At 41.0% G+C, this 19087-nt stretch carries 17 protein-coding genes; 13 read left to right on the top strand and 4 right to left on the bottom strand.

All coding sequences use genetic code 11. The annotated features are described in order from the left end of the window. The first annotated feature begins 158 nt into the window (after positions 1-158). The 3 genes from ACFVSW_RS13890 to ACFVSW_RS13880 are packed head-to-tail and all read left to right on the top strand — an operon-like array spanning position 159 to position 3687. Positions 159-1493 (top strand): spore germination protein, encoded by a 1335-nt coding sequence (locus ACFVSW_RS13890; RefSeq protein ID WP_387316921.1) that lies wholly within the window; start codon positions 159-161, stop codon positions 1491-1493. A gap of 23 nt (positions 1494-1516) precedes the next feature. After that, entirely contained in the window at positions 1517-2590 is a 1074-nt protein-coding gene (locus ACFVSW_RS13885; RefSeq protein ID WP_387316919.1) for a GerAB/ArcD/ProY family transporter, read from the top strand. Beyond that, the gene (locus ACFVSW_RS13880; protein ID WP_387316916.1) at positions 2587-3687 is read left to right on the top strand and encodes a Ger(x)C family spore germination protein; all 1101 of its coding nucleotides are present in this window, start codon (positions 2587-2589) and stop codon (positions 3685-3687) included. The genes ACFVSW_RS13885 and ACFVSW_RS13880 overlap by 4 nt, the downstream gene beginning before the upstream one ends. A 40-nt stretch (positions 3688-3727) precedes the next feature. Here ACFVSW_RS13880 and ACFVSW_RS13875 read toward each other — a convergent pair whose 3' ends face one another. After that, positions 3728-4882 (bottom strand): TIGR04053 family radical SAM/SPASM domain-containing protein, encoded by a 1155-nt coding sequence (locus ACFVSW_RS13875; RefSeq protein ID WP_387316946.1) that lies wholly within the window; start codon positions 4880-4882, stop codon positions 3728-3730. Positions 4883-5395: 513 nt separating this feature from the next. On the opposite strand from ACFVSW_RS13875, the gene ACFVSW_RS13870 reads away from it, so the two are divergent. The 6 genes from ACFVSW_RS13870 (at position 5396) to ACFVSW_RS13845 (ending at position 10008) form a co-directional block, all read left to right on the top strand. After that, entirely contained in the window at positions 5396-6016 is a 621-nt protein-coding gene (locus ACFVSW_RS13870) for a TVP38/TMEM64 family protein (protein WP_387316914.1), read from the top strand. A gap of 350 nt (positions 6017-6366) precedes the next feature. Further along, positions 6367-7014: a PAQR family membrane homeostasis protein TrhA gene (gene trhA / locus ACFVSW_RS13865; protein WP_387316912.1), complete on the top strand. Its 648-nt coding sequence runs from the start codon at positions 6367-6369 to the stop codon at positions 7012-7014. Between the two features lie 257 nt (positions 7015-7271). After that, positions 7272-8114 carry an FAD binding domain-containing protein gene (locus tag ACFVSW_RS13860; protein ID WP_387316911.1) on the top strand — a complete coding sequence of 281 codons (843 nt, stop codon included), beginning with the start codon at positions 7272-7274 and terminating at the stop codon, positions 8112-8114. A gap of 37 nt (positions 8115-8151) precedes the next feature. Further along, positions 8152-8607, top strand: a complete 456-nt coding sequence (locus ACFVSW_RS13855) for a (2Fe-2S)-binding protein (protein WP_387316909.1) — start codon at positions 8152-8154, stop codon at positions 8605-8607. Between the two features lie 290 nt (positions 8608-8897). Next, positions 8898-9041, top strand: a complete 144-nt coding sequence (locus ACFVSW_RS13850; RefSeq protein ID WP_387316906.1) for a hypothetical protein — start codon at positions 8898-8900, stop codon at positions 9039-9041. Between the two features lie 574 nt (positions 9042-9615). Next, positions 9616-10008 (top strand): hypothetical protein, encoded by a 393-nt coding sequence (locus ACFVSW_RS13845; protein WP_387316903.1) that lies wholly within the window; start codon positions 9616-9618, stop codon positions 10006-10008. A gap of 34 nt (positions 10009-10042) precedes the next feature. On the opposite strand, the gene ACFVSW_RS13840 is transcribed toward ACFVSW_RS13845, so the two are convergent. Genes ACFVSW_RS13840 through ACFVSW_RS13830 form a run of 3 tightly spaced genes read right to left on the bottom strand, consistent with a single transcriptional unit; the run spans position 10043 to position 13703 of the window. Then, positions 10043-10525, bottom strand: a complete 483-nt coding sequence (locus ACFVSW_RS13840) for a (2Fe-2S)-binding protein (RefSeq protein WP_387316902.1) — start codon at positions 10523-10525, stop codon at positions 10043-10045. After that, a complete protein-coding gene (locus tag ACFVSW_RS13835; protein ID WP_387316899.1) occupies positions 10522-11361 on the bottom strand; it encodes an FAD binding domain-containing protein in 840 nt (279 codons plus the stop codon). Before ACFVSW_RS13835 ends, ACFVSW_RS13840 begins: the two co-directional genes overlap by 4 nt. Then, on the bottom strand, positions 11358-13703 hold the full coding sequence (locus tag ACFVSW_RS13830) for a xanthine dehydrogenase family protein molybdopterin-binding subunit (RefSeq protein WP_387316896.1): 2346 nt from the start codon (positions 13701-13703) through the stop codon (positions 11358-11360). Before ACFVSW_RS13830 ends, ACFVSW_RS13835 begins: the two co-directional genes overlap by 4 nt. Before the next feature lie 278 nt (positions 13704-13981). On the opposite strand from ACFVSW_RS13830, the gene ACFVSW_RS13825 reads away from it, so the two are divergent. The 4 genes from ACFVSW_RS13825 (at position 13982) to ACFVSW_RS13810 (ending at position 19009) form a co-directional block, all read left to right on the top strand. Continuing rightward, positions 13982-15505, top strand: coding sequence for a carboxypeptidase M32 (locus ACFVSW_RS13825; protein ID WP_387316893.1), 1524 nt, complete (start codon positions 13982-13984; stop codon positions 15503-15505). Positions 15506-15789: 284 nt separating this feature from the next. Then, positions 15790-16578 carry a TerC family protein gene (locus ACFVSW_RS13820; RefSeq protein ID WP_387316890.1) on the top strand — a complete coding sequence of 263 codons (789 nt, stop codon included), beginning with the start codon at positions 15790-15792 and terminating at the stop codon, positions 16576-16578. Positions 16579-16868: 290 nt separating this feature from the next. Next, positions 16869-18329, top strand: coding sequence for a sensor histidine kinase (locus ACFVSW_RS13815; protein WP_387316888.1), 1461 nt, complete (start codon positions 16869-16871; stop codon positions 18327-18329). Next, positions 18326-19009, top strand: coding sequence for a response regulator transcription factor (locus tag ACFVSW_RS13810; protein WP_387316886.1), 684 nt, complete (start codon positions 18326-18328; stop codon positions 19007-19009). The genes ACFVSW_RS13815 and ACFVSW_RS13810 overlap by 4 nt, the downstream gene beginning before the upstream one ends. Positions 19010-19087: the final 78 nt, after the last annotated feature.

Raw genomic sequence — 19087 nt, 5'->3', positions numbered from 1 at the left:
CCGCAGGCGCTTTAGCGCCGAGGAGGCTCACCGCCCGCCCCGCGGAAAGCGAAGCGCCTGGAACGGAAATCAACATTCACTTTTAACAGAGCCTTAGAATAAAATACCAATCATTGAGGGAAATTAGGTTGAAAGTAGTTCGTTAAAGAGGTAGATAAATGGCAACTAATCAAGTCCAATTAATCAAAGACAGTCTCAAAAATAAAATTCGCCCGGCAGAAGATGTCGTATTTAAGGAATTTCATACGAAAGAAAAGTATATTGAAGCTTTATATATAAAAACGATTAGTGACGAAACGATTATTCAAGATAAATTGCTTAAACCTTTTTTTGAAATAACTAGTCCAGACTTATTTTTAGATTATCTTCAATCGAGCCCGCTAGTAATATCATTTGAAAGCGAACAGAAAACACTCGATGAGGTAATAAAAGGTACGGCGATTCTTTTTTTTCAGAATGCCATCTATCTATTTGATAGTAAAGTGGATCGTAATAACTCCGTTTTAGATACAACAGTGGAGACGACGATTCAAGGCCCGCAATCGGGGTTTAGTGAAAGTTTGTCGACAAACCTCGGGCTCATTCGCAAGCGTTATCCGCAAACTTCATTAAATGTCGAGTCAACAACGGTTGGAACCGTTTCAAAGACAGATGTGATGATTCTTCATGATACAATGCGCGTTGACCCGGATACATTAACTAGAATTAACGAATTTTTAGCTTCCATTGATGTGCATATGTTTCAAACTGGCGAGCAGCTATTAGATATTATTAAAAAAAGCAACAGGGCCCTCGTTCCCGTAATGCTTGTCACCGAAAGACCTGATAGGGTAGCGGTGAATTTAGCTGCCGGGAAAATCATTATCCTCGTCAGCGGCTCACCATTTGCGGTTGTTTTACCAACCGTCATGAAGGATTTTATGTCATCAATGGAAGATATCTATCAAACCTATTGGGTGACCAAATTCTTACAAATACTCAGGTATATCGGCTTTTTGACCAGCCTTGTCCTCCCAGGGTTATATGTAGCCGTCACCAGCTATAATCCGGAGTTATTCAGGGTTCAATTAGCCTTGAGCATTGCAGGCAGCCGGATGAGTGTTCCATATCCTTCTTTCATAGAGGTATTACTCATGTTGGTTATGATGGAAATGCTGACGGAAGCTAGTATACGCCTGCCAAAAGCCATCGGACCGACTGCAACGACTGTAGGGGGCTTGATTTTGGGACAAGCTGCAACGGAAGCCGGTCTGGTCAGTAATATTATGATTATCATTACATCGGCAGTTGCCATTTCTAATTTTGTCATTCCCATTAACGCATTCAGCTTTACGCTTAGGATCATGAAATACTTTGTCTTAGCACTAGGAACGCTATTCGGACTAGTTGGTGTTGTTGTTGGGTTCTTCATGCTGATCGCCTATATGGTTAAACTTGACAGCTTCGGCGAGCCATTTCTTACTTTAATTCAAAGTAAACCAAGTAAAGAATAGGAAACTGTTTGGAGGGGAGGGTATTGAATCGTTATTATATCTATTTGGTTTTATTGAACATGCTCGCTAATGTGGTTATTTTTGTGCCAAAAATTTTGATTGAATATCGCTATAAGGGTGCTGTAATGGGTATATTAATCGCCATTCCGATTGGGATTGTCCTTAATTATTTTTATACCAAGACCATTACCAGGTTCCCGGAACAAGGTTTGCCTGAGATCACAGCCGATTCTAAGCATAGATGGTTGAAAATACTCCACTTTGGCGGCATTCAAATCATCTGGTTCTCAGCCGGATTAATTACCCTGATTGGCTTTATCGATATTTTAAGCCGATTTGTAAATCCGGAAATGCCAAAGTTATCATTGCTTGCGATTTATTTGGCGGCAATTTTTCTCATCATTCAACTTCCAACAGATCGGGTCATGTATTTTCTTGAAATTGTCCTATTCCTCAATCTCCCATTAATTGGATTTATTATTTTTAAAGCATTTACAAATGAATTTCTAAACTGGGACTCAATACTAGAGGTTGGAACGCATATCTTTGAAAGACCAAGTCTCAAGTCTATCGCTGCTGCCACCTATTGTTTTTCTGGTTATACAAACTTGATTATTTTTAATCGCGTGATAAAGGGAAAATTAAAGATTTGGAATTTTATCGTTATCTTTTTTATTGGTTTATTAAATTTATTTACCACCTTCCTGATTCCAATTGGTTTTCATGGATCAGATGGAGCACAGCAATATCTTTATCCATGGATATCGACAGCTGATTCACTAAGGTTGACGTATAATCCAATCGAACGGGTCATCTTCTTATTTCTAATGTTCTACATGAGTATTACACTCATGAGTGTCGCAGTTTATTGGCATGTTGCTTTCGAATTATTGAAGGGAACGTTTAAGGAAAAAGTGAGCGTCAAAAAGAATTGGCTCGTCCTCGCATTCTTTGCTGGTTGTTCAATTGCCGGAGTTATTTTTCTAAATGCGCTGCTCTTAGATAAACTCACGGTTTATTGGATGATATTTCGTCTCGGGTTCGAAATCATTCTTGTCGGTTCATTCTTCTTTTGGGCTAGGAGGCGGGCTGCTTGAAATCATTCGGCAAATGGGGATGGATGGTCATTATTCTTCTCTCAATATTTTTTTTAAACGGCTGCGGCTTTAAAGACATCGATAAGCGATTTTTTGTTGTCAGTATTGGTGTGGATCTTGCGAAGGATAGTCCTAAGAAATACCTTGTCAGTCTAAAATTTGCTGTTCCAAGTCCATCAAAAGATAATCCAAATGAGTTCGCTATTGTCACAGAAAGTGCAGATTCCATGTCTGAAGCGGTAAGAATCATTAAAACAAAAGTGGATAAAGAGGTTGATTTCAGTCATGCAAAAGTCATTGTGTTAAGTGAAGAGGTCGTCAAAAAAAAGGGAAATGCAGGAATATACTATTGGTTTGCGAGAAGAAGAGATATTCAGGCGATTGCCTGGACAGCAATTGCAAAGCCAAGCGCGCTTGATGTTTTAAAAGTAAAGCCCAAAGGAGAGAGTATGCCATCAAATGCCTTACTTCTTGCATTAGGGAAAGAGGGGTCAGAAACGCCTTATGTCATCTCGGAATTCATGTTTGATATGAAATATAAATTAATCGAAAGGGGCATCGATCCAATCCTGCCAATTATTGAAGCGAAAAAGGATCATTTTGAAATTAATACGGTGGGACTTTTTAATAAAAGCCATATGATGTTGAAACTAAATCCAGAAGAAACCAAAATCCTTAATTTTTTAAGAGGACGGGAGGAAAAGAGTGCAAGTAAAGTTACTAAAGGAAACACAACGATCGTCATCGACACACACAAAGTAAAAACGAAATATAAAATTCATACTCCTAAAGGAAAAGCGCCATTTATTAAGGTAAAGGTTTCGGTGGAGGGCACAATGGAGGAAGCGACCCACCGTGTACCAAACGAAAAATTATCAACCTATGAGAAAGCCATTGAAAAGTCGTTAGATCGGGAAGTCGAGAAGGTACTTGTGAAAATTCAAAAAGCGAATCTCGACCCGATTGGCTTTGGCCTCCGCTACCGTTCCCGTCATTTCAATAATGATGATTGGGAACAATGGAAACGGATTTATCCTGCTATCACCTTTAAGGTCCAAACAAAAGTTCAAATTGCTGATACGGGGTTAATTGAATAAATAAGAAGGCATTCCACGGATGCATGGAATGCCTCTTTTATTAGACTGTTGGCGCCGTTTCTTTATTGCGCATTGCCTGCGGTATATAAACGCAAAAAGGTTCGCTTTCTAAATAGTCACCAGTTACCGCATAGGTTCTTGAGCGGGAACCTCCGCAAATTTTGTTATATTCGCAGATACCGCATTTGCCTTTGTAGTTGTCGGGCAGGCGCAGTTCTTTAAACACTTTTGCCTCACGATAAATTTCTGCGAGCGGAGTATCGCGAATATTCCCGCCAACAATTGGAAGCAACCCGCTTGGCAAAACATCTCCAATATGCGAAACGAAGGCAAAGCCGTTTCCATCGTTTACCCCTTTAGGAGCACGCTTCAAGCCGTCATGCATCGAGGCAAAATCAGTTGTTATTGTATCCTCGTAATGAATTTCACCTTTATCAATTAAATGGTCACGCGTTTTCTGCTGTAGTACGACTCTGCGGTAATGCTGTGCCGCCGTTGTTTTAATATCGTATGGAGCAGTTTTGCTTAGTTCATATAACCAGCGGAATACCTTTTCATGTTCGGCTGGCGTTATGCAGGCATCTAATTGCCCGCGGCCGGTCGGTACAAGCAGGAAGATGTACCACATGACGGCACCCAGCTCCCCAACCAATTTGGACATTTCTTCAAGGGAGTCATAATTATAACGAGAAATAACCGTATTAATTTGCAGCGGCATATCCAATTCGTTTAAATATTTTATTTTTTCAAGGGTTAACTCGAATGAACCTGGTGTTCCGCGGAAATGGTCATGGATTTCCGGAGTAGGACCGTCGAGGCTGAAGCCCCAGCGTGAAAGACCTACTTCTTTTGCCTGTTTCATTTTTTCTTTTGTTACGTTTGCGGTGGCACTTGGTGTCATCGAAACACGCATCCCTTTTTTGATTGCATAATCTGCTAGTTCAAAAAGGTCCTCCCGCATCATGCAATCTCCGCCTGTGAACACAAGCATTGGATTATCCATTTCATAGATTTGATCGATGAGATTGATTCCTTCATCGTGTGACAGCTCCCGTGGGTCTGGAGTCAGCTGTGCATCAGCCCGGCAGTGGACGCACTTAAGCTGACAAGCTCTTGTTACCTCCCAGATGACAATAAATGGGTTTACGTCATAATCAATGCCCTTACCCATTCCCTTTGCATGAGGGTGTCCCATAGCATGGGGATGGCCTTTTCCAATTCCTTGCATCTTCATCACCAAAATTCATTATTATTTTTAAAACCTTATAAAATGTTTCTATAGGTTAATTATAATTTTGTCAGATTCCAGTGGATGGGAGGTTTGTTACAATATTTCTACATTCTTAGCAAGAATTTTTGAACAAATAGAAGGGATAAATCGATAAAATTACTTTTTTGAAGGCTGTGTTAAAGCACATTGTTGATTTTGAGCACAATGTTGATTGGAGTGGAAGGCGCGAGACTCCTGCGGGAGCAGCAGGACAGGTGAGACCCCGCAGGCGCTTTAGCGCCGAGGAGGCTCACCGCCCGCCCCGCGGACCGCTCGCGCCTGGAACGGAAATCAACATTCATTTTTAACACAGCCTTTTTGAAAAATCAAAAAAATGTTTATGTATGATTGTTTTCCCGATATACTTAAATGGGTAATAATAGAATAGTGAAAATACTAACGGTTTAATTATTTAAATAATATTTTAGGGGCGTATCGATGTTTAAGAAATTTATAAGTATATCAATTGTGCTTTTAATAATTGCGATTGGTTTTTTTCAAAAGGATGAATTGATTGTTCTAATTAAACAAGGTGGAAGCTTATCCATTTTTCTCAGCATGCTATTAGTGGCGATTTGTGTCTTTTTTCCTATCATTCCGTTCCCCATTTTAGCGGGAATCATTGGTGCTGTTTTTGGTACGGCACAAGGAGCGGCTATTTCATTAGCTGGTGCTATGGCAGGTACAATGGGGTTCTTTTTTTTAAGCCGCTATGGTTTTCGGGATTATGCCCAGGAAAAATTAAAGAAATATCCGAAGGTCCAGGAATACGAAGGGTATTTGAATCGCCATTCCTTTTTGGCGATTTTGACCTGCAGGTTGATTCCGGTTATTCCTGCTCCGGTTGTCAATCTTATTTGCGGTTTAAGTAATGTTAGATGGCTCGCTTTTTTCACCGCGTCGACCATCGGGAAAATACCTAATATTCTTATTTTGTCCTTTGCGGGAGCGTCATTTAGCAGCAACAAAATGTTTTCGTTTGGATTATATGGACTATATTTACTCATCATTTTCTTGATTAACTTTGTCATTGTTTATCGAAGGGCACGAAAAAATTAGGTTGACTGAAATAAACTCATTTTGATGACTGGCGGCGCTCAGCAAAAAAAATTACCCGGCAGCATGTACCGGGCATTCAAACTAATCTATATTAAGGGGGGCGGAGGTTAAAGGTTCATCTGTGAACCTATTTCTATCTTAACGAAGAAATATGAACAAACTATGAAAGAAAGATTAATAGTTTAAGAAAGGTGACTAATTTAAATAATGAATTAGTCTTTTTTTAATGGATATGATAAACGTCCATTGTTTCCAACTCATCACCGTGTTATTTTCATGAATATCATTTAATTGATTTGGAAGTCTACCTTTTAGGAAGATTATTGCACTATTTGAAAGGGGAATTATCAGTGGCTGCGACACACACATTTTCTAAGCATGAGGAAATGGCTAATTCGATTACGCATGGAATTGGGGCAATACTGAGCATTTCTGCCTTAGTTATCTTAATTGTTTATTCATCCCTTTACGGGAACGCCTGGCATGTTGTCAGCTTCACGATTTTTGGGGGAACGATGTTTATTCTGTATATGTCCTCCACATTGCTACATAGCTTCCCAGAAGGCAGGGCGAAAGACGTTTTTGAAATTTTGGATCATTCGTCCATTTATTTTTTTATTGCCGGAACCTATACACCGTTTTTATTAGTAGTGATTAAGGGGACAATGGGCTGGACATTATTTGGCATTGTTTGGGGTCTGGCGTTTGCCGGCACTGTTTTTAAATGCTTCTTTGTCAAAAAGTTTCTTGTATCCTCAACAGCGCTCTATGTCGTTATGGGCTGGCTAATTGTTTTTGCCTGGAAACCGTTAGTAAATAATCTTTCTTCTGATGGGATGATATATTTAGTGATTGGCGGCGCCCTCTATACGCTCGGAGCCATTTTCTATGTTTGGCGGGGCTTTAAGTACCATCACGCAGTTTGGCACCTGTTTGTGATTGGCGGCAGCGCGGCACACTTCTTTTGTGTGTTATTTTATGTTTTGCCGATTAAATAAATGAAACAGCACTCATTTTTGGGGTGCTTTTTTTTCATTGAAAAGGAGTGTTTTCCTTTCTTCGACAGTTCCACTAAAAATAAATTAAGCATTCTAGGAATAGCATACGTCTTAATATAAATAAGGTAGGAATGTATGTGTCTGAAGTGTGGGAGGTTTGAACATTGGAGGTAATGTCAACAGCAGCTGGTGTTTCGCTTCATAATTTGCCGCTGATTCCAGAATTGATTTGGAAAGCAAAGGAGGCGAACAAGTGAATGCTTCCGTTTGATTTTGATTATTATAAACCGGAAACGCTGCAAGAGGCAGTCGAGCTCTATCAATATTTAGACGAACAGGGTAAACAGCCAATGTTTTTTTCCGGTGGGACCGAATTAATCACCCTTGGCAGAATAGATTTGGCCTATACCGAAGCGGTCATTGATATAAAGGAGATAGCTGAATGCAGGGTAATGCAGGTAAGCGGGAATCATCTACTGATTGGAAGCACGCTTACCCTCACTCAAATCGAAGAAGCAAATCTTTTTCCGTTATTAACAAAAACAGCAAGCGAAGTAGCTGACCATTCTGCTCGTGGAAAAATTACCTTGGGCGGCAATATATGTGCCCGTATTTTTTACCGTGAAGCCGTTCTGCCGTTTTTACTCGCAGATAGTCAAGTGGTCATCGCCGGACCTGATGGGGGAAAGGTGGCAGCAATCCATGATGTTTTTCAAGGTGAGTTGAAGCTTAAGAGTGGAGAATTTCTCGTTCAAACAGCGACGGAAAACCGATTTATCAGGGCGCCATTTTTTAGCGTCAAACGGCGCCAGCAATGGGATACCGGCTATCCGTTAATTACAGTTGCCGCGTTAAAAATAGATCAAGAGGTACGTGTGGCTGTCAGTGGCTTATGTCCGTTCCCATTTCGTTCTAGAGAAGTCGAGGCCTCCCTAAACAAAAGCGGTCAATCGGCCGCGGCAAGGGTAGACGGGGCGCTTGCGGTTCTGCCAAAGCCTATCCTCAATGATGTCGAAGGGTCGGCGGAATACCGTTTATTTGTCTTAAGGAATTTGTTATTAGATGTATTGGCAGCCTTGGATGGTGTGAGGTTTAGATAGTTTTGCAGTTTGTTTTTTTTAGGGGGGAGGAAGAAACTTGCAATCCCACACAATTACGTTAAATATTAATGGAGAAAGCCATATTGTCACAGTCAGGGCGGCTGATATTCTTTTGAATACCATAAGAAGTAAACTGGGGCTGACAGGTGCCAAGCCCGGCTGTTTAAATGGTGACTGCGGGGCATGCACAGTGAATGTTGATGGCTGGCCGATGAAGTCGTGTTTGATGCTTGCAGTAGAGGCGGTTGGGAAAAAAGTTACCACGATTGAGGGACTGAAGAATGCTCCTATCCAACAAGCTTTTATCGAAAACTTTGCCTTTCAATGCGGCTATTGCACACCAGGTTTTATTATGAACTGTCATTCGTTAATCGAGCAGCATCCGGATGCCGACGATCAAACAATTAAAGAGTGGCTTGAGTCGAATATTTGCCGCTGCACGAGCTATATTGAGATAGAGAAGGCTGTGAAATCAGTGTTAAAAAAGAAATGACCAACGTCCGGTAGAATATATTGGGCGTTTTTTCTTCCTAATTAATTGAAGATAGGCACCCCAACCCCCAACACGCACCCATTCAATCATGTTATATATTTTTATCCTTTTTGTCCTCATGACCTCTTCATTAAGACAGAATTCATGGAAGCTTCGCGAGAAAAATTGACAAAAGGGTTACCAATGAGGGGTATTGGTGACCACATTCCCAGAAAAATTAAGAAGATGGTCACCAATGAGGGTTATTGGTGACCACTTCACCAGAAAAATTAATAAGATGATGGTCACCAATGAGAGCTATTGGTGACCGGTTCATAAGAGCGATTCATAAAGCCTTTTCGAAGGAAGTCAGGTCGAAACGGTTCATAAGAGCGATTCATAAAGCCCTTTTCGAAGGAAGCCAGGTCGAAACGGTTCATAAGAGCGGTTCATAAAGCCCTTTTCGAAGGAAGGTAGGTCGAAACGGGTCATAAGAGCGGTTCATAAAGCCCTTTTCGAAGGAAACCAGGTTGTAACGGTTCATAAGAGCGACTCATAAAGCCCGTTTTGTAGGAAACCAGGTTGTAACGGTTCATAAGAGCGACTCATAAAGCCCGTTTTGTAGGAAACCAGGTTGTAACGGTTCATAAGATCGATTCATAAAGCCCTTTTCTTTCCAAATCTCTTTTGAAGTTTTCTTCATATACAATTTAGACAAAGCATAATCGCAAAATAAGGACGGAGAATAGTAAAAACACACTAAAGAAAAGTAAATTCAATCGAAAGGGGAAATGGGTTTTTTTCTTTTTTTATTGTTCCAACGTGTTTCCACATCCTTTTTACCATCACATTCGTTCCGTTTATTAGGCCTTAATTCGGTAGTAGTACAACAAATATTGGAAATTTATTTTAGAATATAGACAATAGTCTAAAAAAACAGTCCATTTCTAATTGGATAGAAATACGTTATTTTATCAAAACTAAAGTGCAGGCAATATAGTTTTATTCGTAGAGAAAGGAGGAGGTCAAATGGAAATGCAAAACCAACAACAAATGGAATCACAAAGTTTTCAACAACAACAGATGCAGCAGCAGGAAATAGAGCAGCAGCAAAATCAGCCAATGTTGGAGCAGCAATTTCAGACCGGGAAGCAGCAAGCGCTCCAATCGCTGCAGCAGGCAGCAACTGCCATTCAACAAAGCAGCTCGATGGAAAATCCACAGGCGCTGCAACAGGCTGCGCAGCAGCTTGGACAGGCAGCAGGCCAGCTAAATCAAATGCAGGGGCTTGCGGTTACCCAATCGCAAACGGCACAGCAGCAACAATTAGAACAGATTCAGCAGCAAATTGAACAGGCTGCGCAAACACTTAGCCTGGTTGAATCTTTAAATCAGGGAAATTACAGCTTCAAAAAAGGGTAAAAGGTATCTCCCCAGTCTTTCCAAGTCTGGGGCATCATATTGTGTTTGTCTTTTCTTGTAAAACAGTCTTTACCGCTTCTTTAATTTCCTGGTAGCCTGTGCAGCGGCAAAGATTGGACTGCATCCACTCTTCGATTACTTCATCCGTTGCGTTCGGGTCTGTTTCTGCTAGTGCATGGCAATTTAAGATAAAACCTGGTGTACAATAGCCGCATTGAATCGCCCATTTTTCGACAAAGATTTTTTGAATCGGAGAATTCATTAAACCTTCAATGGTCGTGATTGGCTGGTTGATGGCTTCGATGGACAGTGACAAACAGGAATGCATTGGTTCGCCATTTACTAGGACTGTACAGGCGCCGCAATCGCCATTTTCACAAGCCCGCTTAGCACCGCTTAAACCGAGCTGTTCTCTTAATGTATAAAGGAGCGTGTCAGCGGAGCGAATGGTTACCTCATGACTATCTCCATTTACATGTAATTTTACAACTGATTTAGTTGTACCATTTTTGATCATGAAATCGCCCCTTTCAAAGCGTCCATCGTATCGTTTAGTGCATTAATTAACACAAATTTGCGGTAATCGCTAGATGCCTGAATATCATCAATAATCGGTGCGGGAAGGCAGCTGACTGAATGGTCAATCCGCTTTTCGATTGGAAAGGAAGAATCATTTAACGCCGCCTCCATTCGAGTGGACCTAAAGGGATACGCACAGACACCGCTAAATGCCGCTCGGATCTGATTGTCTTTTGCGATTGCTGCAAGGGAGACGACTGGATACCCCACTTTAGAAGCTTTAGTTTTCTTTAGGCTGACATACTGATAGGCGCTATAGGCTTTTTCTACTAAAATTTGCACAAGGAACTGCCCTGATTCCAATTTCATTTCTTGCTGAAAAATATCTTTCAATTCAACCAGTTGTTCCCCATCTTTGCCGGCAATCTTTACTTGAGCATCCGCCAAAAGCAGCGGAAGTACCCCTTCGCGATAGATTAACCGGCTATGGAGATTCCCGCCTATTGTAATCTTGTTTCTCGATGTATGATCGGCTATTTGTTTGACGGCTTGACCGAGAAGCGGAAATAAATTGGATTGGGTAATTTTATTTAATGAAATGGCAGAACCGAAAACCAGCATCTCTCCCAGGGATCCTAATACTTGGCATTCAGGAATCCCTTTCAGATCAATAACGGCGTCAGCACTCAGTTTATTTATTCGCGAAAAAGTAATAAATTCTGTCCCTCCGCTATAATAGATGACCTTTTTCCCCTGACTCTCAATATCCTGAAACGTCTGAATCGCCTCAGTAATGGTATCTGGTTTGTAATATTCAAAGTCAAACGGAATCATTTCAAGTGCTCCTTCTTTGTCTTCCAGATTAACTCAGGAATTAATGGCAAATGATTCAATTCTACTTGTACAGCCGTGGAAAGACTGTTGGCAAGTGCCCCCGCCATGCCAATTACCCCATATTCGCCGATTCCGCGCGCCCCGTATGGCCCGTCAGCGGCAGGGGATTCAATAAATTCAACTAGGTATTCCATGGGCTGTTCGCCAAATCTGATAATTTGATATGTCCGTAATTGCGGGTTTTGAACAATTCCTTCTTCATCAAATAGAAACGCTTCGCTGCTGGCAAAGCTAAGACCTAAATACATTCCGCCTCTCATTTGCTGGGTTGCGGTTGCCGGGTTAATGATGGTGCCGCCGTCAAGCACAGTTACAGCTTTTAAAATTTTGTACGTATAATCCCTTGTATCCCATTCAACTTCAATTGCTTGTGTTCCTACAGACCACCACGGTCCAGGTTTACCAAAACCGGTTTCCTTATCCATTGGAGTTAAATGCCTTTGAATGTATTTTCCGTGACCAACTACTTGACCTTCCACCGCATGCCCATTTGGGTATTGATAACCTAAAGCGATATCCTTTATTTGGACACCATATTCGGGATTTGGTTTTAAATAAACGCGGTCGCCGCCAACTTCTAAGTCCTCCTCAGAACATTTTAATGCGATTGCGGCGGTTCTTTTTAGCTGCGAAATCGCATCATCGCAGGCGGCCAAAACGGCTCTTCCTGCTAAAAAGGTTGTACTGCTGGCAACCGTCCGCCATTGATGCGGGTCATAGGAGGAATTGACTTCCATCATTATATGAATCTTATTCATTTCCATTTTTAATCTTTCAGCGATGATTTGCGCTAAAATGGTTTTGGTTCCTTGTCCTAATTCAATTGCCGCGCAGATTAAATTGACACTGCCGTCTGCTTCAAACTTTAGAATCGCACCTGACTGAGCATTCGTGGCTGTTGTTGATGTTTTCCAAAATGTACTGATACCCTTTGCTCTTATTTTATTCTTGCTGATTTCGAGCCGCTGCCCCGCATCCCATTGGATGAGGTCCTTTGCCCTTTCTAGGCATTTCAAGGTATCACCAATATTATTTGCGGTAATGACAGACTGTGTTGGTGAAGTGTCCCCAGGTTGAATCACATTCATTTTTCGGAGCACGATAGGATCAATCGATAATTTTTTGGCAAGCTGGTCCATGGTCCGCTCGACGGCAAAGGTAAGTTCCGGATGGGCGTATCCCCTGAAAGAGGTAGCATAGGGGTGATTGGTATACATACAGTACGAATCACACCAAACATTCGGGACATTATAGGGTCCTGTGCAATCAAGGGCCATTGCTCGCGTAATTCCAGCTGCTTGGTCCGTGTAGGCACCTGAATCAATCAAGAACGTGTATTGCCCTGCGATGATTTTTCCATCTTGATTGGTTCCAAGCGAAATCGTCGCTTCTACGCCAATATGACAGGGAGCAGTAATCAGATCTTCTTCGCGCTCATAATCCAATTTCACCATTTTTCCGCCAACTGCTTTTGACGCCAAATAGGCGAGTGGTTCTAGCTGGACTGTGCCTTTCCCTCCAAATGCACCACCGACAATTGTCGTATGGACAATGATATTGCCCAGTTCAATATTAAAGAATTGATTCATGACTTTTTTTATCGTAAAAGGTGATTGCGTCGTCGTATGAATAATCACCTTGCCGGAAGATTTTATTTCTACCCTAGTACTTCTCGTCTCAAGGGCTACATGATCGGAAAGGTTAAAAGAGTAGGTTTCTTTCACCTTTGTCGTGCAGGCTTCCCACGTCTTGATGAAATCACCCTTGCGAATCTTAATATGGCTGCCAATGTTCGTTCCCTGAACGGGGTAGACGTTGCTAATAATTTTCATGTATTGGCCAGAGTTTTCATGGACTAAGGGAGCTCCAGTTTGAAAGGCATCCCGTACGGAATTGACTACCGGTAATGGTTCGTAGTCGACCTTAACGAGGGCGGCAGCTCTTTTTGCTTGATATTCATGGTCAGCAACAACGATGGCAACCGGTTCGCCGTAATAGCGGACCTTTTCAATCGCCAAGGGCGGCCGGTCTGCGAGGATCGGGCCAATATGAAACGGAAACATTTTTCCTGTGATAATCGCACGCACTCCAGGTACCTTCCATGCCTCTGTTGAGTCAATCGCGTTAATCTTGGCATGGGCATGGCTGGACTTAACTAGCTTCGCGTAGGCCAAGCCGGGTAACGTATAGTCGTCTATGTATCGAACTGTTCCTGCTGCTTTTTCAACGGCATCAATTCTTTGTATCGGCTTTCCAACTGCCGTCCCTGTTCTGTCCTGCATAAAATAACGGCCTCCTAAATACGTTATCTACTAAGCAAAAGAGATTTTCCTGCATTAGAGCTTAGTTTTTACTTTAATATGTTAAATTTATACAGGTTTGAATCTTAAGATGATTCGTTAACAAGTGGAATTCCTTATCCATAATGAATTTTTTGTCAATGAAAAAGTTATCTAATTTTTTCCCTTATTTGAATTTTTGAATTATAATAAAAAAGGATGTTGCTGTTTATGTAACTATCATTCTTTAAGAAAAAGAATTATGTTTAGGGGGTCTACATATGGAACAGAAAGTGATGGATCAAGAGTTACAGACCGCATTTGAACAATTTAGGGTATTAGATGAAAAAATTACTCATTTTTCAAGTATTATTGGTCTAGCTGACTGGGATTCAAAGGTTATGGCTCCGAAAAAAGGGCGAAATGTGTTTGCGAAAGCTTCCGGGACATTACGGACGGAAGTGTTTAAACTTTCCGTTTCAGAGGAAATGGGCCATTTGTTAGCAATATTATCAGCTGCAAGTGATTTGGATGCTGTGACAAAAGCAAAGGTTAGAGAATATAAAGAGTACTATCAAAAATCGAAAAGCATCCCAGCTGACCTTTTTCAGGAATACAGCATCTTAACTGGGCAAGCAAATGATGCCTGGGAGGAAGCGAGAGCCAACAATGATTTTGCCCACTATCTTCCTTATTTAGAGAAAATAGTTCAATTTAGACGGAAGTTTGCGGAAATTTATGGCTATGAAGAGCATCCGTACGATGCACTCCTCGACGAATTTGAACCAGGTTTAACGGTGAAAAGACTAGACCCTTTGTTTGCTAAACTAAGAGAATCAAGCGTTAAACTGCTAGAGCGGATTCAAAAACATGGAAAGCCTACATCTGTCGAGGTTTTTGATCAATCATTTGATATTGAGACACAAAAAGCATTTAATCGCTATATTTTGCCGATTATTGGCTTTGATATGGATGCCGGCAGACTGGATGAAACTGTTCATCCCTTCGCGCAAACGGTTACGATTGGCGATGTCCGCTTAACAACCCGCTACCTAGAAAAAAATGTCCGTTCCGCCCTTTTCGGGACAATTCATGAAGCAGGGCATGGCATCTATGAGCAGCATGTGAATCCTGAATATGAGGAGTCTGTTCTTCAGAGCGGGGCATCCTTTGGAATTCATGAATCGCAATCAAGATTTTTAGAAAATATGGTAGGACGCAGCAGAGAATTCTGGTATTATTTTTACCCGCAGCTTCAAACCCATTTTCCTGAACAGCTTGAAAATGTTAGTGTCGATGAATTCTATCGTGCTGTTAACACTGTCCAGCCGTCGTTTATTCGTGTGGAAGCAGATGAATTAACGTATAATCTGCATATAATGCTGCGTTATGAAATTGAAAAAGACCTCATTGCGGGGGTAATTGAAGCGAAGGACCTGCCTGGTATTTGGAACCAGAAAATGCAGGATTACCTTGGGGTTACACCAAGTACGGACACAGAGGGCGTCCTTCAGGATGTTCATTGGTCCTTTGGCGGAATTGGCTATTTCCCATCCTATTCATTAGGAAATCTTTATGCAGCGCAAATTCTTCGGGCTATCAAAAAAGACTTGCCGGATTTCTATAACCTAATTGAAAATGGGCGCTTTGACCTGCTTCAAGAATGGTTAAAGGAAAACATCCATCAATACGGAAAGCTTTATACACCGAATGAATTGATTGTAAAAGTAACCGGTGAGGAATTGAATGCCGACTATCTTGTCGAATATCTTGAGCAAAAATACTCTGAGGTATATGGTTTGTAATCGTTCCACAGCTTCACATTGACAACTGCTTTAAAGTATACTATATTAATAGTAATAAAATATTTCCTTTTTAAAGGGGAGTAGCTGCTACAATAAAGTCGTCACTTCGAGAAAACCTTCTCCGGCTTTATTGGCAACATGGACGTTGTTAGCAAGACCTTTACTTTACGGTAAAGGTCTTTTTCTGTTTTCTTTAGGCCTTTACTGGGATCAGTAAAGGTCTATTTTTATTGGCGAGAGGGAACAATTTTAGAAAGAAACTTACTTTAGAGGAGGCACAATTCATGGATTTTAGTTTGGTACTGGAGTACAGCTGGGTGTTACTAATTTTGGTGGGATTGGAAGGGCTTTTAGCAGCAGATAATGCATTAGTCCTTGCGATTATGGTAAAAGATCTTCCTGAAGAAAAGCGAAAAAAGGCCTTATTTTATGGGTTGGCGGGAGCGTTTGTGTTCCGTTTCGCTTCACTATTTGCGATTTCGTTCCTTGTAGATGTGTGGCAGGTCCAAGCGATTGGCGCGCTATATCTATTATTTATGGCGGGGAATCATATTTTCCGCAAGGTTGCGAAAGGGAAAGCGGACCAGCCTGATAAACAGGAGGTTTCCAAAAAAAGCAGCAGTTTCTGGGTCACGGTTTTGAAGGTTGAATTAGCGGATATTGCCTTTGCTGTTGACTCGATTCTTGCCGCTGTGGCAATGGCGGTTGTCCTCCCAGATACTCCGCTGCCAAATATCGGCGGCCTTGACGGAGGTAAATTCTTGGTTATATTTGCCGGTGGAATAATCGGGTTAGTGATTATGCGCTTTGCTGCTAATCAGTTTGTTAAGTTGTTAGAAAGAAGACCAGGTTTGGAAATTGCTGCCTTCGCGATTGTTGGCTGGGTAGGGGTAAAGCTTGCTTTCTACACACTTTCACATCCGGCGTTAGCGATTCTTAGCGAGGAATTTGCCCATTCAACTGAATGGAAAGTAAGTTTTTACGCAGTGTTAGTTGGGATTGCCGCTGCAGGGTGGTTTTTCTCTAAAGATAAAACCAATGAATCAGTGAAAAAGAAGCCGAAAGTTTCATAATGTAAATGTAAAGCTTAAGCAATTCTTTCTATATGAGAGGATTGCTTTTTCAATGAAATTTTTTTACCAAAAGATACCGATTTAAGAAATTATTAATATTTCATTAATAGTGTGTTTAGCTTGGTCGTTTATTCTTATCATGTAACAACACTATGCACCGAAGGAGGAAGAGAATTGAATAGGAAATTTTCGGCAAAACGATTTATCTTTTATCCTTTTGTGCATTATTCTTCACACTAGGCTACTATAGGTTTAGTAAAAAGGAATTTAATTTAGAAGGTAGTGTTTAGATGTCGATTCGTTTAAGACTTTTATTATCCAATCTCGCAATGATTCTTGTGCCCATCTTTTTCGTTGTTTTATCCGCACTTTTAGTGGCTTTACTATTTAGAGGGGATATTAAAGAATTACGAAACATCTACCTGCCGCCGGAGCATTACCACCATATTTCTCAAAAAGATCAATTATTTATTGATTTACACAAGGAAACATTGAGAAACCCTGGAAAATTTTTAGATCAAACCTATTTAAAGAAGATGGACAGTCAATTAAATAATACAGGTGGCACCTCATTAGTGGTGAGAAAAGGAGAAACCATCTCTTACTTACCTGCTAAATTAAACGGGTTGGATACGGAGGAACTTCCGCCGTTTGGTTTATTTGGTGAAGTGGATCCAGTTGAACAAGTTGATCATCAATTTATTTCGATAAAAAAACTTGATTTTTTCTATCCTGATGGGTCAGAAGGATCCTTGTTTTTTGTAACAGATGCCAGCAGTTTTGCTAAATTTGTTCGTTCTTCTTTTCCGATTTTATTTATTATATTAATCCTAATCTTAATCTTAACGAATGGATTGCTGACTTACTATGTGTCAAGAAGTATCATCCGCCCGATTCGAAGATTACAGAAAGCTGCTGAGCAAATAAAAGAAGGAAACCTTAATCAACCGATTCCGGTTAAATCCAAGGATGAAATCGGACAACTTGCCCAAGGGTTTGAGGAAATGAGGGTTAGGTTAAAAGAATCGATTGAAAAGCAGTTAGCTTATGAGGAAAATCGCAAAGAGTTAATCGCCAATATTTCTCATGATCTAAAAACACCGATTACGACCATTAAAGGGTATGTGGAAGGAATTCGCGATGGCGTGGCCAACAGCCCCGAAAAAATCGAACGCTACATTCAAACGATTCATTCAAAATCAATCGATTTGGATCATATGATTGATGAACTGTTTTTATATTCAAAATTAGACTTACAGCGCCTTCCTTTTCATTTTGAAAACATTCAGTTTGATCACTACCTTCAGGACTTTGTTGAAGAGCTGCGGTTTGATTTGGAGGAAAAGAAAGTTGGAATCAGTCTAAATATAGAAAAAAATGGTGATTATCTCATCGTCGCTGACCGTGAGCACCTGAAACGGGTCATAACCAATATTGTCGATAATTCTTTGAAGTATATCGATAAACCGGTCAAGGAGCTTACCTTTCATTTATCTACAGTAGATTCTTATGTTCTTTTCAAAATGACTGACAACGGTCCAGGGATTGAGGAAGAGAAATTACCGATGATTTTTGACCGCTTTTACCGTGTCGATATGGCACGAGGAACGGAAAAAGGCGGTAGTGGACTGGGTTTATCAATTGCGAAGCGAATCATCGAAGAACATCATGGTTCAATCTGGGCAGAAAGCCAAAAAGGGCACGGAACAACGATTTCTTTTACGTTAGAAAAAGCAGGTGAAGATAAATGAAACGGATCTTAATTATTGAAGATGACAAAAGCATTGCCGAGCTGGAACGAGATTACTTAGAAATAGATGGGTTTTCGGTTGAGATTGCGTTAACAGGTGATGAGGGCTTACAAATGGCTTTAGATGAGAATGTCGATTTGGTACTGCTCGATCTTATGCTCCCAGGGGTTGATGGCTTCCAGATTTGTAAAGCTATTCGAACCGAAAAGGATATCCCCATCCTGATGGTCTCTGCCAAAAAAGAAGACATTGATAAAATCCGTGGTTTGGGATTGGGTGCCGATGATTATATTGTCAAGCCCTTTAGTCCGAGTGAGCTGGTTGCAAGGGTTAAGGCGCATCTATCTCGTTATCAAAGACTAATTGGAAGGGAACCGGAAAATGATAGTATTATGGTGCGCGGACTTCGAATTGATCAAGCTCCCAGACGGGTTTATGTCAATAATCAAGAAGTTGCTGTTACCACAAAGGAGTTTGATGTGCTAACCTTTTTTGCACTCCATCCAAACCATGTCTTTAGCAAAGAACAATTATTCGAAAAGTTATGGGGTCTTGATTCGCTCGGTGACATTTCAACTGTCACCGTGCACATCCGGAAAATACGAGAAAAGATTGAAACCGACCCTTCTAATCCACAATATATTGAGACTGTATGGGGTGCGGGGTACCGGTTTAAATGAAGCGAGGGGACGGTTCGTTTGCTTCTTCAAGTAGCGCGGGACTAACTCCTAAATAAGAGAAATTCTTTAAAAAGGGTA

This window comes from Neobacillus sp. NPDC058068 (assembly GCF_042885335.1).
In the GTDB taxonomy this organism is placed as follows: Bacteria; Bacillota; Bacilli; order Bacillales; family Cytobacillaceae; genus Neobacillus.
The sequence above is the reverse complement of the archived record's forward strand: the minus strand, read 5'-3'. Positions and strand labels throughout refer to the sequence as shown.

Coding starts and splice junctions, on each gene's coding strand:
- ACFVSW_RS13890 (WP_387316921.1), top strand. CDS start 159: ATGGCAACTAATCAAGTCCAATTAATCAAAGACAGTCTCAAAAATAAA.
- ACFVSW_RS13875 (WP_387316946.1), bottom strand. CDS start 4,882: ATGGGACACCCTCATGCAAAGGGAATGGGTAAGGGCATTGATTATGAC.
- ACFVSW_RS13870 (WP_387316914.1), top strand. CDS start 5,396: ATGTTTAAGAAATTTATAAGTATATCAATTGTGCTTTTAATAATTGCG.
- ACFVSW_RS13860 (WP_387316911.1), top strand. CDS start 7,272: ATGCTTCCGTTTGATTTTGATTATTATAAACCGGAAACGCTGCAAGAG.
- ACFVSW_RS13850 (WP_387316906.1), top strand. CDS start 8,898: ATGAGAGCTATTGGTGACCGGTTCATAAGAGCGATTCATAAAGCCTTT.
- ACFVSW_RS13845 (WP_387316903.1), top strand. CDS start 9,616: ATGGAAATGCAAAACCAACAACAAATGGAATCACAAAGTTTTCAACAA.
- ACFVSW_RS13840 (WP_387316902.1), bottom strand. CDS start 10,525: ATGATCAAAAATGGTACAACTAAATCAGTTGTAAAATTACATGTAAAT.
- ACFVSW_RS13835 (WP_387316899.1), bottom strand. CDS start 11,361: ATGATTCCGTTTGACTTTGAATATTACAAACCAGATACCATTACTGAG.
- ACFVSW_RS13830 (WP_387316896.1), bottom strand. CDS start 13,703: ATGCAGGACAGAACAGGGACGGCAGTTGGAAAGCCGATACAAAGAATT.
- ACFVSW_RS13825 (WP_387316893.1), top strand. CDS start 13,982: ATGGAACAGAAAGTGATGGATCAAGAGTTACAGACCGCATTTGAACAA.
- ACFVSW_RS13820 (WP_387316890.1), top strand. CDS start 15,790: ATGGATTTTAGTTTGGTACTGGAGTACAGCTGGGTGTTACTAATTTTG.
- ACFVSW_RS13815 (WP_387316888.1), top strand. CDS start 16,869: ATGTCGATTCGTTTAAGACTTTTATTATCCAATCTCGCAATGATTCTT.
- ACFVSW_RS13810 (WP_387316886.1), top strand. CDS start 18,326: ATGAAACGGATCTTAATTATTGAAGATGACAAAAGCATTGCCGAGCTG.